Origin of the sequence: Nitrincola iocasae, assembly GCF_008727795.1 — a bacterium.
In the GTDB taxonomy this organism is placed as follows: Bacteria; Pseudomonadota; Gammaproteobacteria; order Pseudomonadales; family Balneatricaceae; genus Nitrincola; species Nitrincola iocasae.
Genome location: NZ_CP044222.1, coordinates 4,036,740 through 4,050,881 on the forward strand (window position 1 = coordinate 4,036,740; position 14,142 = coordinate 4,050,881).

A 14,142-nucleotide genomic window follows, 5' to 3' on the forward strand; every position below is an offset into this window, starting at 1 on the left:
CAGCGACATGATTAGCTCAACTGAAGAACGCCACTTTCAACGCAATGAATCGTTATCCTGCCAGGATAACGATGACCTGGCAGAAGCGAGTGCCGATGACCCGCTTAAGGGCGGTATCCCAGCTAGATACCTCGATGAGCGGGGAGGCATTGATCTTGAGCGAGTGAGGCTGGATCAGCGCGAGGCTCGGCGACAGGTAATCCGGGCGATGATACGACGTATCAAGGAACTTTGTCGGCGCTGTTGATTTGGGCATCCGGTGGATTGATGTCAGGCCGGGAACGCACTTGCCTAAACCTGTTAACCAATACCCACGCAATAACTGGCAAGCATAGTGAAGGTGTAGTCGGAACCAGAGCAAAAAACCGTCGTCATTATAGGATTTTTGTATGATTTTTCACTGTAATTTTCTGTTTTTATTTAATATTATAATTTTACTACGCATGTTTTTCATGGCTGACAAAATCTTGATGCCTATAACCATCTTCGAACACGGTCTTTGTACTGTCTGTAGTCTTTTGGAAACCTGTTTATAAGATGGGCTTCCTCAGCTAGCGTTTGGCTATACAGTGCATATAATCCGACCAATAGACAGACAGCAGAAAATACAGAGGGTAAAGCAAGGAAGAAACCAACCTGTGCAGTCGCAACACCTAAATACATCGGGTTGCGAGAATACTTATAAAAACCATTAGTTTTCAATGTGCCGGGCTCGTGAGGGTCAATACCAGATCTCCATTGGCGACCGAGGTTTAAATGGACCACAACAGCAAGCAAAAAACCGGCGGCTAGTAAAATATCGCCCACCAGCACAATCGGCCATATATTAAGACCCTCAAGGATGCCCAAATAGCCATCAATGCTCGGGAAAAACCAGCGAAATAAGCATGCCAACCATATAATGACTCTAAAACCGCGAAATAGCATATGATTTAACCAGGTTGAGCTAAATCGTTCCCCCGAGAAAACCACCTCGTGCAAACCTGATCGCTTCTTCGCAATTATTCTTAGGGTATAAAACGCAGCAACACCTGAATAAAAAATAGCCAGATATATTCGAGTAAATTCGACTAGCGTAAAGGCGTTATCCATGCTGGGTAAAAATCATAACAATGGCTGTTTGTGTAATCATATAACGCCCGGTTTTACCCTGTGCCTCTTGCCCAGCATTTTCTTGGCGTCCGCCGAAAAGTTCACTTGCATGGCTGTCACCTAGTCAACAGAACAGGTGCCATTATTAGCATCCGTTAATAGGTGTGGTCAACTCAAGCTCAACTCGCAAAATGAACTACTGATTTTTGGTGCCTATAACCAACGGCCTTCCATGCAGCCGAAGCACCTGCGCTAAACCCAATTTCCTTATCTATTTACTGCTTATGGCGTATCTGACGTAAAGCCAGCAAACATTCCTGATAAACCACCCCGTACCTCAAGCACCGAGTAAGGGTAGGTGTTTTAAGCTATGATACTGTAATGCCATCTGCAGGCAATGTCTTAGCGGCCTGCTCCAGTTAGAGGCACTCAACGGAATAACAATTGCTCTTTTCCCCTCATACACAAATTCATCCCGGTATATTTCCTTGAAGGTTTCAATCAAGCTAGTCTGGCAGTGAAAATATACTTTAATGACACCCGGATCGTTTGCTTTCCAGTCCATTCGAATCGTGCTGCCACCCGTCACAAGATAGCTGGGTTCTCCCCACTTGAGAGTTTCTTCAACCATTCCTAGGCCATTTTCTTCTGCAACGGAAAAAACCAGGCGGCGAATATTTTTAAGCTGCTTTTGTGCTTCTACTGGGCAGGTGGCAAATTTAGCTTCTATTTCAGGCTTCATGCAGCCTTCGGATTGTGTCACGTAACACCTCCTGCGTGTGGGCTTTGCCGAAGCCGTCCGGTTGCTTGAATTGTTAAATGCTATTAGCACGGTACCACCGAGAACGCTGAACCAATTGCATTAGCGATACCATTGATTATTTCAGTGGTAACTCTGGCCTTATTAAAGGCAATGTCTACCAAAACTCCAAAGATCGCTGCTAAATAAGCCAGATACCCAAACCCCATGATGATGCCAGCAATTTCTTCAGGCAACCTATTGTCAAGACTTGCCAGGATAGTTTCTCTCTCAAACCCTAACCGCTCTGCGATACCTTAGGCCTTTTCCGCAACTGCGGACTGACTCACCGCTTGTTGTTGTGCCCGTACCTCTTTCTCAATTTGGTACTTTACAAATCCCTTCGCTGACTTTTCGACAGCCTCGGGAAACGTAAACGTCAGAGAGAATAGAAGCCCGAATAGTAAGACTCCAAATACACCGATTGATCTTAAGATCACGCTCATAGCTTCCCTCACCTATGTAACGTTAAAGTTAACCCGCCTACCGAAGGCATGTTCGGGTTGCCCCCGATGTTTGGTGCAACGGTAATCAGGGTACCGTGTAGTCCGAGCAGTCGGGTGGCGGCGTATCAGGGATATAACCGCGAGCTTCTGGATCGAAGCTATACAGCCTATGATAACTGCACAGAGGATTGGTTACGGTAACTATGTCGCTCTTACTAAGAGGCCGCCCCGCCAGGGAGTCTTCGAACCGCGATACTGGCCCCGGAAAAGATGTCGCTTCGCTGCGATAGCGCAGCACCGGCATTCCTGCGGCGGATACTTCGGTCAAGTCGAGGCTGGCGTCGAAGTTGTATTCGTCGTGACAGACTTGGGCACGATGCTTCATGTCACGTTCGCTAAAACACGCCCGGATCATCACGTTGGCGCTTTGCGGGACACTGAGAACCTCAAACGGTGGTTGGCCGGGCAAGAAGGCGATGAGGTGTAGGGTTGTTGAACTGGCCCCGCCACCAGAATACATGGCGCGTAGCTGCGTTTCCACGCCTGCCAAGATACCCCCCTCGAAACGTATGAGCGTCGGCCATAGCTGAAACGAAGGTTCTGCGTCTGCCGATGACAGCTCCGACAACCCATAGGGCGTGTGAGCCGGATCATGCTGGCCACCCGACAGCCTGAGGCTCCAGTCCGCGTCATCGACCAGGATGCTGGGGCACGCTTGGCCTTCGCAATCGGCTTGCGATGGTATGATTTCGACACAGAGTTTGTCCAGCGCACAGCCTAGCGTTAGCCCGGCTTCTGACTGGCTGATCGTCAGCGAGTCCATGCGCGGTGGTGCGGCAAAGGCTGGGGGCAATGAGAGAAGCACTATGACTGCAAAAGATAGAGATTTAAACATGATTAAATATGAGTGCACGATTTTGGCCTCCGGGTGGGTAGCTCAGGACGTAACGTGGTGCGAGCCAATAATAGATGCTGCAACCTCATTTGTTTATTCAATTGGGAAGTGAATGCCCTATTTGTTCACGGACCCAGCGATGTGCACTATGTCCCTGATTACGATCATGCCACACCATTCCGACAGTGAATCTCGTTGATATAGTGGGAGGATCAACCAGTTTGAGGTCAGTACGCCCCGCGACCAAACGCCGCGGCACGAGTGCCACAAGGTGTGACTCGGCAACAATCTCGGGGATGAATAGGAATGAAGCGACCGATAGCACAACGTTGCGTGTATAGCCCAGTGTTCGCAGAACCTGATCCACTGGTGTGGAAAAATCACCTCCACGGAGTGAAACAACCACATGTTCAAGCTGGACATAGTCTTCAATGGTCATTCTGTCACTAATATGCGGGTGATCTAAGCGTCCGATCAGCACATAGACTTCATCGTACAGTGGTCTGGCCCGTAAGGCTGGGGGAGCCTCTTCCGGCGTCATGAGAGCAAGATCCACGTCGCCACACGCCATCTGGGCCTCCAACCGGGGCGGCTCCAGGTTGCGTATTGCCACCCTAATGCCAGGTGCTTGTCGTCTCAGATCTTTTATGATCGACAAGCCGATGACAGCTTGCAGGTAGTCCGTACAAGCAATTGTGACAGTCAGCTTCGCTTGCGTAGGATCAAAGTGCTGATGCGATGTCAGCGTATCCCGCACCTGATCCAGTGCGAGACGCAACGGGGCGCGTAACTCCAGCGCTTTGGCAGTTGGTACCATCCCACGGTGGGCCGGAATCAGCAGCGGATCGTTGAACATATCCCGCAGACGGCTCAGCTGAGTGCTGACGGCGGGCTGACTAAGATGCAGTCGCTCGGCAGCCCTGGTGACATTTTGCTCTTCAAGCAAAGCCTCCAGAGTCGCCAACAAATTGAGATCAAGTCGTTTTGTATCCATATTTTATATAGTAGATCAGAAAAAAACTAATTTCACTGATAGTTTGTTCTTACACATACTGTCTACCGTATCCATTCCCACACGCGAATCTGACTATAGGTTGAATGTAATGCCAAAGACTATATTGATTGTGTATGCACACCCGGAACCCACATCATTGACCCGCCGGTTTGTTTCCGAGTCGGTAAAAACGCTGGAGCAGCAAGGCCACACCGTGCTGCAGTCAGACCTGTATGGCATGGGCTGGAAAGCCACTTTTGACGAGAGCGATTTTCCCAGCCGTATCAACAGCGACCGGCTAGCCTTTATCCAAGAGTCGGAACATGCTTATACCACCAACCAACAAACGCAGGATGTCACCACGGAACAACACAAGTTGCTTGCCGCTGATGCCGTCATTTTTCATTTTCCCCTTTGGTGGTTTGGTATGCCGGCTATTCTCAAAGGCTGGATAGACCGGGTGTATGCCTACGGATTCGCCTACGGATACAAAGGCGAAGGCAATCGTTATCGTTATGGGGACGGTGCTCTCAAAGGCAAACGAGCCCTACTATCGGTAATGGTAGGTGGACCTGAGGACGACTATTCACCCCGTGGTATTAATGGCCCTTTGGAAGAGTTATTGTTTCCCATCACCCACGGCATGCTCTTTTTTCCTGGCATGGATGTGTTGCCGACCCATGCCGTCTATGGGACCGGCAAACCGTCCAAAGCTATCGTAGAGAAGGAAATAGCCGCTTGGCGTCTCCGTCTTGAACATCTCTTCAATGAGTCGCCTATTCCATTCCGGCCTCAAAATGATGGAGAGTATCAGCGAAACATTCTTGCCGAACATATCGCTGTGGGGATGACGGGGCTGAGCATTCACATCGACAATTAACCGAGCTGTAAAAATAAGTCTCTGAAGACAAAATCTGCTTAACGTTCGCCGCTCCGGCGGAAAAGCTCGAAGTAACGAAGACGCGTAGCTTTTTGTCGTCCGTGTGACTGCAATTGTTACGCTCTCAACTGCTTATACATGATAAATGAATCCACAAACCCAAATCCCATATGTTTGTAGGCATTAGGAATTTTGCCAATAATTTTCATGAGATACCTCCTATATCCTGTTAGGTCTTTGTTGCCAGTAATGCTCCACAAGTCGCTAAAAAGCCGCCCGAAATTTTATTAAGTAATTTCCTTGCTTTATGTCCTTGAAATACAAAACTGGCTTTTGAAGCTAAACATGCATAGAGGCTTAAAATGCCACCTACGGCACATGTAGAAATAATAAAAACTATAATAACATCTGATGCTTTGAATGACTGTAAATCGATAAATGCAGGGAAAAATCCCATATAAAACAATATTGCTTTAGGGTTGGATAATGTCATTAGAATTCCGACAGCCAAACTTGAGGCATTTACACCTTTTTCAGCGGCGATCTCTGATGTGTCCAGAACATCTGACGTCCAAGTAACGTAAGCTAGCCAAAAAAGATATGTAATTCCGACGTATTTTATTACTGTAGTGAACTCACCCAGGATGCTTGCCACAGTCGACAAACCTGACAAAGCAAGAGAAATAAAAATGTAGTCCGCAAATAGCACTCCAACTACAACTAATAACCCTTGCAGCCAGCCATAAGAAAGAGATCTCGATACAACAGCGAGAACACTGGGTCCGGGAATAGCTGCGGATAAAAGCATCGCAAAAAATAATGCTATCCCTGATGTTATCGACATAGTATCTCCTTAGGCAGTATAACGCGAAGCACAGCGGTTGCCCGTTAGTGACGTCCGGCGGCCGCAGGCCGAGAGCCGCTGCGTATTGTTGTGCAATTATTTGCTTACACCGATTAACTCTATGAGCACACGTCCCAGTTGAGCTATTGCGGCATTCCTTTCTTCAAATGATGCTGTTGTTTCTGTTATATAGAAGGCCACAAATACTGGTTCGCGCTCCGCAGGCCAGATAACCGCCGTAATGGATCTAGAGCCAAATCCACCCGCACCGGTTCTATCACCAATAATCCAATCACTAGGCATGCTTGACCGAAATAAGCCATCGGCTACCTTGTTATTCACTAACCAAGTCTGCAAATAACGCTTAGACTCTAGTGATAACACGTTACCCAACAACAGTTCAAGATTGCTAACCATTGCATTAGGTGTCGTTGTATCCCGCTCATCGCCCGGCACGGCTTGATTAAGGTCGGTCTCCCAGCGATCTAAACGAGTAACCTTATCACCTAGCTGCCTAGCAAAATCGGTCACATTTTCAGGCCCCCCTAAACTCTGTAAAATCAGGTTGGCGGCGGTGTTATCACTTGTTGTCATTGTAGCTTCACAGAGTTCAAAAAGAGTTATGTCACGTGTGTCAGCATACTCTTCTAAAACGGGTGAATAAGTTACTAGATCAGATGATGAAACACTTACACTCGTTGTAAGTTGCTCACTACCTGTATCGACACGCTGCAATAGAGCCGCACATGCCAGCGTTTTGAATGTACTGGATAGTGGAAAACGCTGGTCAGCGTTGTATTCCCATCGCATTCCCGTTTCCGTGTCGTGCGCAGCAAACCCGATACGTGCATCAAGGTGGCTCTCAATGCGCTTAAGTTCGGAAAGAAGAACATCCTCATCTGCGATCAACAAAGAGGAAAAAGTTGCTATGCTTAAAAGTAAAACAAAATGGGATACAGTCATTCTATGTGTCATCTGGGGTCTCTTTAGGTATTTGATCCCGGCAACGCAAACCGCCTAACGTTATCGTGCCTGGAGTGGTTATTTAGGTGCGATACTCAGAGGCCTCGAGTTTATAAGTTCGCTGTTTTTCCAGCAAAAAATTTTTGACTCTTCAGCGCTATATTTTTCAGGTAACTGGTTAAATTCTTGATCGTTACCTTGAAAAGAAAGATCGACCGAGGTGCTGCTAATATACTCGTGGTACAGATCAAGAACACCCTTCAAGTCATCAGGAAAAACGGCTCTTACTACCTCAAACACTTCACGCTCCTAGCCATTGACGCTCGTAATAAACGGCGCGCGGAATAGGCGTCCCGCGACCGCAGGGAACAAATTTGGCCAGCTTGTTATAAGCATCTATTTAATATTCTGACCTATAAAATTATTTAGCTCGGAAGGCGACCTGATTATGCAGAGTGATTTATTAGCAGACATCATTTCCAGTCTGCACAGGAAGTCGTCGTTCCAGAACTTTGGACATAGCCTTAATACTTTATAGCTTTGCAACGTTCCTTTCAGTACTGAGCTGCCATCAGGCCAACCTTCAGGTTTTGTAATAAGTCCTTTTAGCAGCCGTTTGGTCACAAACCAGTAGCTAGTGAAGTATGGCAGATCAATGTAGATCAACGTATCAGCGGCTTCCAGACGCTCGGTAGTTTTCAACCCAGTTGTCCATAAAGCTGCGTTTAGGCAGCTAGTTTATTGATCACCATTTCATCCAGTTTTGCCGGATTCAATGATACTGCTCCTTTGGGCGTCCAGTTTCTGGTTTCACCTGACCAACGAGCCGGGTTTTTGCTCTTTGCTTCTTCATACACCGCTTTGCGTTTGCGTAGCTGCGCTGAGTCATCACCTTGATGACGGCTGCTTGGAGTCACGAAGTTAATGCCGCTATGCAGGTGGCAGTCATTGTAGGCCCGCTCGAAGGCGAGCATCCATTCGCGTACAGCTTGCAACGAAGCGAAGCCAGTTGATGGCCATTGCGGACAGTATTTGACCGTTTTAAAGAGTGACTCAGAGTAAGGGTTGTCGTTACTCACCCGTGGGCGGCTATGCGACATCAACATCCCTAATTCAGCTAAGCGGGTACGCAGGGTATAAGACGTCATCGGTGCACCATTATCTGAGTGCAGCACCGGTGGGTTATGCCAGCACCCCTCGCGGATGAGAGCCCGTTCGATGAGGTGTTTTGCCAACTCGCCGGACTCCGCTTCATGGACTTCCCAAGTCACGATTTTACGGCTGTAGATGTCCATGACTAAATACAAATACCAGTGCTGTCCTTTCACTGTTGACGCGCAGTAGCTGATATCCCAACTCCATACTTCGTTAGGACGTGTGGCTGTATAACTGGTCGGTTGAGCCACTTTTTTGGGTGGCTGTGTGCGCCCACGATGATTAAGCTGTTCATGTTTTTTCAGTACACGGTAAAAGGATGACTCCGACGCCAGATAAACACCCTGATCGGCCAGTAAGGGAACGATCTGAGACGGTGGCAGGCTCTTGTACTCCGGTAGATTGCAGGTCGTCATGATCTGGTCCTCTTCATCCGCTGTCAACTGATGGGGCTGAACGATGGGTGTCGCCTCAGGGCGTCGATCCTGAGTGATCGCCCCATCCCCTGTACGCCAGCGTTTCAATGTGCGTTGATTGATACCCATCACCTGAGCAGCCTGGTAACGAGAAGCCCCGGTGGTAACAGCTTCATCAAAGCACTCTAAAAGCCTTGTACGATCATGCAACGGAGTTAGCTGTCCTCGTTGTCCGGATCTGTTCCATACAAGGCTTCGAGCTTTTTTGATAGCACCAGTAATGACGTCGTTTCAGCCAGTACACGATCTTTACGGCGTACTTCCGCCTGTAATCGTTTGATGGTTTTTTTATCCTGGCGCTGCTGCTTTTGAGTTGCCTGATCCTGGCCTTTTTGCTGTGATGCACCTTGAAGGCAGGCGACTTTCCAGCGTTGAACCTGCTCTACATATAAGCCTTTTTCGCGGCAATAGTGACTCAGTTCAGCTTCGGAAAGACTCGCTGTTTCGATCACGACAGCCAGCTTGGATTCGGGCGACCAATCATCAGCGGTATTACGATTGCCTGGCACAGGTACTCCTTGTTGTCGGCACTGTTTTAACCAACTATACAGGGTCACATCAGAAATGCCTTCCTCTGTAGAAACAGACGGCACAGAGCGATTGATCGGTGGCAATAACTTTTTCAGCACAGCCGCCTTACGTTCATTGGAATAACGGGGCATACAAGCTCTCATTCCACCCGCTCAGGGATTAAATTTGGCTAAATCGCCAACTGGACAACTAGGCTAACAGAGCGGGCGCTGACTAAACGAATCGATTGGACCAAACCCATCGATTATCCAACTTTCAGACGACAGGATGTTTTCGTGTGCCTCATCGAATGTCTTACGATCGGCCAGTTCGCCATTCTTTTGGTACACGATTGAATCTAGTTGGTGTAGCGGTATGCCGGTCGCTGTCGCTAGTGCTTTACTTAAAGTAGACTTGCCGCTTCCTGGCTTACCAAAAACTGCAATTTTATACATACTGCCTCCCTAAAATGGATGATTCCCATGAGCGGTAGTTTTCAACCCAGTTGTCCATAAAGCTGCGTTTAGGCAGCTAGTTTATTGATCACCATTTCATCCAGTTTTGCCGGATTCAATGATACTGCTCCTTTGGGCGTCCAGTTTCTGGTTTCACCTGACCAACGAGCCGGGTTTTTGCTCTTTGCTTCTTCATACACCGCTTTGCGTTTGCGTAGCTGCGCTGAGTCATCACCTTGATGACGGCTGCTTGGAGTCACGAAGTTAATGCCGCTATGCAGGTGGCAGTCATTGTAGGCCCGCTCGAAGGCGAGCATCCATTCGCGTACAGCTTGCAACGAAGCGAAGCCAGTTGATGGCCATTGCGGACAGTATTTGACCGTTTTAAAGAGTGACTCAGAGTAAGGGTTGTCGTTACTCACCCGTGGGCGGCTATGCGACATCAACATCCCTAATTCAGCTAAGCGGGTACGCAGGGTATAAGACGTCATCGGTGCACCATTATCTGAGTGCAGCACCGGTGGGTTATGCCAGCACCCCTCGCGGATGAGAGCCCGTTCGATGAGGTGTTTTGCCAACTCGCCGGACTCCGCTTCATGGACTTCCCAAGTCACGATTTTACGGCTGTAGATGTCCATGACTAAATACAAATACCAGTGCTGTCCTTTCACTGTTGACGCGCAGTAGCTGATATCCCAACTCCATACTTCGTTAGGACGTGTGGCTGTATAACTGGTCGGTTGAGCCACTTTTTTGGGTGGCTGTGTGCGCCCACGATGATTAAGCTGTTCATGTTTTTTCAGTACACGGTAAAAGGATGACTCCGACGCCAGATAAACACCCTGATCGGCCAGTAAGGGAACGATCTGAGACGGTGGCAGGCTCTTGTACTCCGGTAGATTGCAGGTCGTCATGATCTGGTCCTCTTCATCCGCTGTCAACTGATGGGGCTGAACGATGGGTGTCGCCTCAGGGCGTCGATCCTGAGTGATCGCCCCATCCCCTGTACGCCAGCGTTTCAATGTGCGTTGATTGATACCCATCACCTGAGCAGCCTGGTAACGAGAAGCCCCGGTGGTAACAGCTTCATCAAAGCACTCTAAAAGCCTTGTACGATCATGCAACGGAGTTAGCTGTCCTCGTTGTCCGGATCTGTTCCATACAAGGCTTCGAGCTTTTTTGATAGCACCAGTAATGACGTCGTTTCAGCCAGTACACGATCTTTACGGCGTACTTCCGCCTGTAATCGTTTGATGGTTTTTTTATCCTGGCGCTGCTGCTTTTGAGTTGCCTGATCCTGGCCTTTTTGCTGTGATGCACCTTGAAGGCAGGCGACTTTCCAGCGTTGAACCTGCTCTACATATAAGCCTTTTTCGCGGCAATAGTGACTCAGTTCAGCTTCGGAAAGACTCGCTGTTTCGATCACGACAGCCAGCTTGGATTCGGGCGACCAATCATCAGCGGTATTACGATTGCCTGGCACAGGTACTCCTTGTTGTCGGCACTGTTTTAACCAACTATACAGGGTCACATCAGAAATGCCTTCCTCTGTAGAAACAGACGGCACAGAGCGATTGATCGGTGGCAATAACTTTTTCAGCACAGCCGCCTTACGTTCATTGGAATAACGGGGCATACAAGCTCTCATTCCACCCGCTCAGGGATTAAATTTGGCTAAATCGCCAACTGGACAACTAGGCTAACAGAGCGGGTGAGGCAGAAACACAAAACCCACCTCTTTGGGGTGGGTTTGATAAACTAAAACTAAAAGTGCATCAGCAATCCCACCATTCCTATGGAATGATGATAATTCGCACTGTCTGCTGCTGAAGATTTGTTTTCATTAGTGGATCGTCGTATATGGAAAACTGATTGTCAATCAGTATTTATCCCAAATGCACTTGCCAAAACAGCGGCTGGTCATGTTGCGTCATTACCACTTAACAATAGAGAAAGCCAAGGCCGATGTAGCAAGAATGGCTGAAAGGCCCACCGCCGCAAAAACGTCACCCAGTAAATTATTGTGTAATCAAACATTTCGACACTCCTGTGTCCTAAATAAGATCACCTGAATAACTGGGGGAATCCGAAGTTAAAGATCTACACACTATGTACTCCTTGTAAAACCTAATGCCTAAAGCACCGGCACAGCTTCAACACGTCCGGTGCCAATATTGCTAGCCTTTCTCCATGGCGCTCAAAGAAGGTTTGTAAATTCGGCACGCTTGGACTCTTTGTCATAACGCAAAGTGGTGCAAAAATTGTCCGGCAACAGCGTCTTGTTAGCGATGGAACATTTTTGCGGTTTTGACATTAGACTCACCAAGAACTTCCTTAAGTTGACTGGCTATTTTGTCCATAGCTTCAAAGCCCTCCAGTTTGGTAACACCACCGCCAGAGCTGTGTATGACGATAGATTTGATTTTACCGTGGATAGGTTGAAGAACCGCGTTTGTAATGCTGCTGATCTTCAAAGAACGAGTTTCATTGAAGTCTGATACCGATATAGCGTCTTGATTGATTTCAAGGGTTATTTTGCTGCTATTGGCTTCCCAGTACTTGAGCTCTTTAATTTTATTAAAGCCCAGATAGATGAAGAAAGCACCAAGTAAAAACTCCCAGCTCTCTTCCAGGATCATTGCATATGCGAAAGCAGATCCAGCAACGATAAATACCAAACCAATGGCCGCTATTTTCAGTTTATTACGCCGTAAAAATTTCTTATCGAGTTTGTATATCATGTCTGTAGTTTGCTTCCTTGCAGATCGCTAACACCCTACGCATGTGTGCGAACCTGTACTAATTAACTCATCAATATCAACGTTTATCCGTTGGGCTGTTTTACCGGTTGAGCGGATTTCATTTATGCCTGAATTAGCATTCTTTTTCCACTCATTAGAGCTCATCTGACCATGGACCATGATCATACCCCCAGCTGAGACACCACGCGCCTTCGAACGTGCTTGATCACCTTCTTCCTGCTTGTGCCCGATCGGATCACCTCCGAGTGCAATCCGGTATTCGCGGTAGGGCTCGCCATCCCTTAAGAGATAAAGTTTCCGTTCTCCCTTGAGAACTAACACTGCGTCTGCCTGCGGAAGATCTGCGGCAAGCAACGCTGGCCAGCGGGAATCTGCAAAGTAGACGCCAGCCCCTAGAGCCAGAATAATGAGTAGGGTTGCTGGAAGTCTGTATCGCACTTTAACCGCCTTTAGGAATAACCGCGGTAAACAGCGGCAAACTTTTGCTTTCCAGCGTGAAATGACGTGTCGAATGTGTAGATATAAGAAGCGCAATCACCCAAGATTATTGCCGTGACTAAAATTACGATCTTGTATATTCTCATTTGAACTCCTGTACTGGAATATTGCGACGTCATGGCTCAATCAGCTCGCTTGGCGGTTGATCGCCAAGCGTAGATCCTAGACTTCCATGTGCCTGGTATTAGATATCATCGTGCAAGCTTGTGGGTAAGGCGCAGATCGTCTAACTCTCCCGTTAGCTGTAAGGGTGCTCCCTTACCCGTAACTTTCCTCAAATCATTTAGCTATGCAAAACACGTATAGACCGAAGGTCTCTCGCTACCCTCGAGCCACCGAGTATGCACATCACAGATATTAAGATTATAATCACTGGCTAAGTCAGACCCACCCTACTATTTACTATTGAATTCCAAGCCTCGGGCCTATTACTGTGAGCACCCTTCATCGAAGTGACAAAAGCCAAGTCCGGCCTGTTCGCAAAGGTCTGCACCCGAGGAATCTACACAACCAGGGCTATGACTTCCCCGCCCTGGTAAAAAGCCACCCCGCACTCGCCCCCCATGTGAAACCGAACGCTTATGGTGACCTTTCCATCGACTTCGCAGACCCTTTAGCCGTAAAAATTCTCAACACCGCATTATTAAACAGATACTACGACATTGTCGATTGGGATATTCCAGAGGGCGCGCTTTGCCCTCCAATTCCAGGTAGAGCCGACTATATCCATTACATGGCTGACTTGCTTGGGCTTGAACAGCACAGCATCAAGCTGCTCGACATAGGGACCGGAGCCAATGGAATCTACCCGCTACTGGCCTGCCAAATATACGGCTGGCAGTGTGTCGGTAGTGACATTAACACTCAGTCGCTTGAAAACGTCGCCAGGATTATCGCCAACAACCCCACACTCAAAGAACGTTTCACGCTGCGCACACAGCAGGATAAAAATCACATTTTTGAAGGGATTATTCAAGCTGGGGAGTTCTTTGACGTCAGCGTATGCAACCCACCCTTCCATGCCTCGCTTGATGAAGCACTTAAAGGCAGCCAGCTTAAACTCAATAATCTTGCTCGTAGTCGCGGTGAACAAAAAGCAAAAACCAAATCCCCCACTCTGAACTTTGGCGGGATGGGAGCCGAGCTGTGGTGTAAGGGGGGTGAACAGTTGTTTCTGAAAAAGCTGATAAGAGAAAGCCAGGTGTATGCAACTCAATGCCGCTGGTTTACCAGCCTGGTTTCAAAAGCTGACACGGTTAAACCTGCAAAGAAGTTGATTCGGAAGCTCGGTGCCGTTGATATACGGGAAATAGAGATGAAACAGGGAAATAAGACTACCAGGGTATTGGCCTGGACATTCATCTGAGCGCGTG

Annotated in this window: 15 protein-coding genes; 3 read left to right on the forward strand and 12 right to left on the reverse strand. The window is 48.0% G+C overall.

Annotated elements, in window-relative coordinates; translation table 11 throughout:
• Positions 1–7: 7 nt before the first annotated feature.
• Positions 8–247 (forward strand): hypothetical protein, encoded by a 240-nt coding sequence (locus F5I99_RS18640; RefSeq protein ID WP_151058672.1) that lies wholly within the window; start codon positions 8–10, stop codon positions 245–247.
• A gap of 227 nt (positions 248–474) precedes the next feature.
• Here the strand turns inward: F5I99_RS18640 and F5I99_RS18645 are convergent, their stop codons facing one another.
• The 4 genes from F5I99_RS18645 to F5I99_RS18665 form a co-directional block, all read right to left on the reverse strand.
• Positions 475–1,092: a methyltransferase family protein gene (locus F5I99_RS18645; protein WP_151058674.1), complete on the reverse strand. Its 618-nt coding sequence runs from the start codon at positions 1,090–1,092 to the stop codon at positions 475–477.
• Positions 1,093–1,429: 337 nt separating this feature from the next.
• On the reverse strand, positions 1,430–1,855 hold the full coding sequence (locus F5I99_RS18650; protein ID WP_225307482.1) for a DUF1801 domain-containing protein: 426 nt from the start codon (positions 1,853–1,855) through the stop codon (positions 1,430–1,432).
• A gap of 567 nt (positions 1,856–2,422) precedes the next feature.
• Positions 2,423–2,887, reverse strand: coding sequence for a hypothetical protein (locus F5I99_RS18660; RefSeq protein WP_151058676.1), 465 nt, complete (start codon positions 2,885–2,887; stop codon positions 2,423–2,425).
• Positions 2,888–3,329: 442 nt separating this feature from the next.
• Complete coding sequence (locus F5I99_RS18665; protein WP_151058678.1) at positions 3,330–4,226, reverse strand: LysR family transcriptional regulator; 897 nt, start codon at positions 4,224–4,226, stop codon at positions 3,330–3,332.
• A 109-nt stretch (positions 4,227–4,335) separates the two neighbouring features.
• Here F5I99_RS18665 and F5I99_RS18670 point away from each other — a divergent pair, with 109 nt between their 5' ends.
• Positions 4,336–5,106: an NAD(P)H-dependent oxidoreductase gene (locus tag F5I99_RS18670; RefSeq protein ID WP_151058680.1), complete on the forward strand. Its 771-nt coding sequence runs from the start codon at positions 4,336–4,338 to the stop codon at positions 5,104–5,106.
• 229 nt (positions 5,107–5,335) lie between these two features.
• Here the strand turns inward: F5I99_RS18670 and F5I99_RS18675 are convergent, their stop codons facing one another.
• The 8 genes from F5I99_RS18675 to F5I99_RS18720 all read right to left on the reverse strand — a co-directional run bounded on the left by F5I99_RS18675 (position 5,336) and on the right by F5I99_RS18720 (position 12,709).
• Positions 5,336–5,950 carry a LysE family translocator gene (locus F5I99_RS18675; protein WP_151058682.1) on the reverse strand — a complete coding sequence of 205 codons (615 nt, stop codon included), beginning with the start codon at positions 5,948–5,950 and terminating at the stop codon, positions 5,336–5,338.
• 96 nt (positions 5,951–6,046) lie between these two features.
• Positions 6,047–6,925, reverse strand: a complete 879-nt coding sequence (gene bla, locus F5I99_RS18680) for a class A beta-lactamase (RefSeq protein WP_151058684.1) — start codon at positions 6,923–6,925, stop codon at positions 6,047–6,049.
• Positions 6,926–6,991: 66 nt separating this feature from the next.
• The gene (locus F5I99_RS18685) at positions 6,992–7,213 is read right to left on the reverse strand and encodes a hypothetical protein (RefSeq protein WP_225307483.1); all 222 of its coding nucleotides are present in this window, start codon (positions 7,211–7,213) and stop codon (positions 6,992–6,994) included.
• A 425-nt stretch (positions 7,214–7,638) separates the two neighbouring features.
• Positions 7,639–9,206, reverse strand: a protein-coding gene (locus tag F5I99_RS18695; RefSeq protein ID WP_225307484.1) for an IS3 family transposase whose coding sequence is annotated in 2 segments (ribosomal slippage) — positions 7,639–8,718 and positions 8,721–9,206 — 1,566 coding nt in all. Because the reading frame shifts where the segments join, the coding sequence is not laid out codon by codon here.
• Positions 9,207–9,269: 63 nt separating this feature from the next.
• Positions 9,270–9,509 carry an AAA family ATPase gene (locus tag F5I99_RS18700; RefSeq protein WP_151058686.1) on the reverse strand — a complete coding sequence of 80 codons (240 nt, stop codon included), beginning with the start codon at positions 9,507–9,509 and terminating at the stop codon, positions 9,270–9,272.
• 68 nt (positions 9,510–9,577) lie between these two features.
• A protein-coding gene (locus F5I99_RS18705) for an IS3 family transposase (RefSeq protein WP_225307484.1) occupies positions 9,578–11,145 on the reverse strand; the annotation gives its coding sequence in 2 pieces (ribosomal slippage) (positions 9,578–10,657 and positions 10,660–11,145; 1,566 coding nt in all).
• A 646-nt stretch (positions 11,146–11,791) separates the two neighbouring features.
• Positions 11,792–12,250, reverse strand: a complete 459-nt coding sequence (locus F5I99_RS18715; protein ID WP_151058688.1) for a hypothetical protein — start codon at positions 12,248–12,250, stop codon at positions 11,792–11,794.
• A 27-nt stretch (positions 12,251–12,277) separates the two neighbouring features.
• Positions 12,278–12,709: a hypothetical protein gene (locus F5I99_RS18720; protein WP_151058690.1), complete on the reverse strand. Its 432-nt coding sequence runs from the start codon at positions 12,707–12,709 to the stop codon at positions 12,278–12,280.
• Between the two features lie 493 nt (positions 12,710–13,202).
• Here F5I99_RS18720 and rlmF point away from each other — a divergent pair, with 493 nt between their 5' ends.
• Positions 13,203–14,135 (forward strand): 23S rRNA (adenine(1618)-N(6))-methyltransferase RlmF, encoded by a 933-nt coding sequence (gene rlmF, locus F5I99_RS18725; RefSeq protein ID WP_151058693.1) that lies wholly within the window; start codon positions 13,203–13,205, stop codon positions 14,133–14,135.
• Positions 14,136–14,142: the final 7 nt, after the last annotated feature.

What these genes read in the sequence shown, in the direction of transcription:
- F5I99_RS18640 (WP_151058672.1), top strand. Translation starts at nt 8, where the DNA reads ATGATTAGCTCAACTGAAGAACGCCACTTTCAACGCAATGAATCGTTA.
- F5I99_RS18645 (WP_151058674.1), bottom strand. Translation starts at nt 1,092, where the DNA reads ATGGATAACGCCTTTACGCTAGTCGAATTTACTCGAATATATCTGGCT.
- F5I99_RS18665 (WP_151058678.1), bottom strand. Translation starts at nt 4,226, where the DNA reads ATGGATACAAAACGACTTGATCTCAATTTGTTGGCGACTCTGGAGGCT.
- F5I99_RS18670 (WP_151058680.1), top strand. Translation starts at nt 4,336, where the DNA reads ATGCCAAAGACTATATTGATTGTGTATGCACACCCGGAACCCACATCA.
- F5I99_RS18675 (WP_151058682.1), bottom strand. Translation starts at nt 5,950, where the DNA reads ATGTCGATAACATCAGGGATAGCATTATTTTTTGCGATGCTTTTATCC.
- bla (WP_151058684.1), bottom strand. Translation starts at nt 6,925, where the DNA reads ATGACACATAGAATGACTGTATCCCATTTTGTTTTACTTTTAAGCATA.
- F5I99_RS18700 (WP_151058686.1), bottom strand. Translation starts at nt 9,509, where the DNA reads ATGTATAAAATTGCAGTTTTTGGTAAGCCAGGAAGCGGCAAGTCTACT.
- F5I99_RS18715 (WP_151058688.1), bottom strand. Translation starts at nt 12,250, where the DNA reads ATGATATACAAACTCGATAAGAAATTTTTACGGCGTAATAAACTGAAA.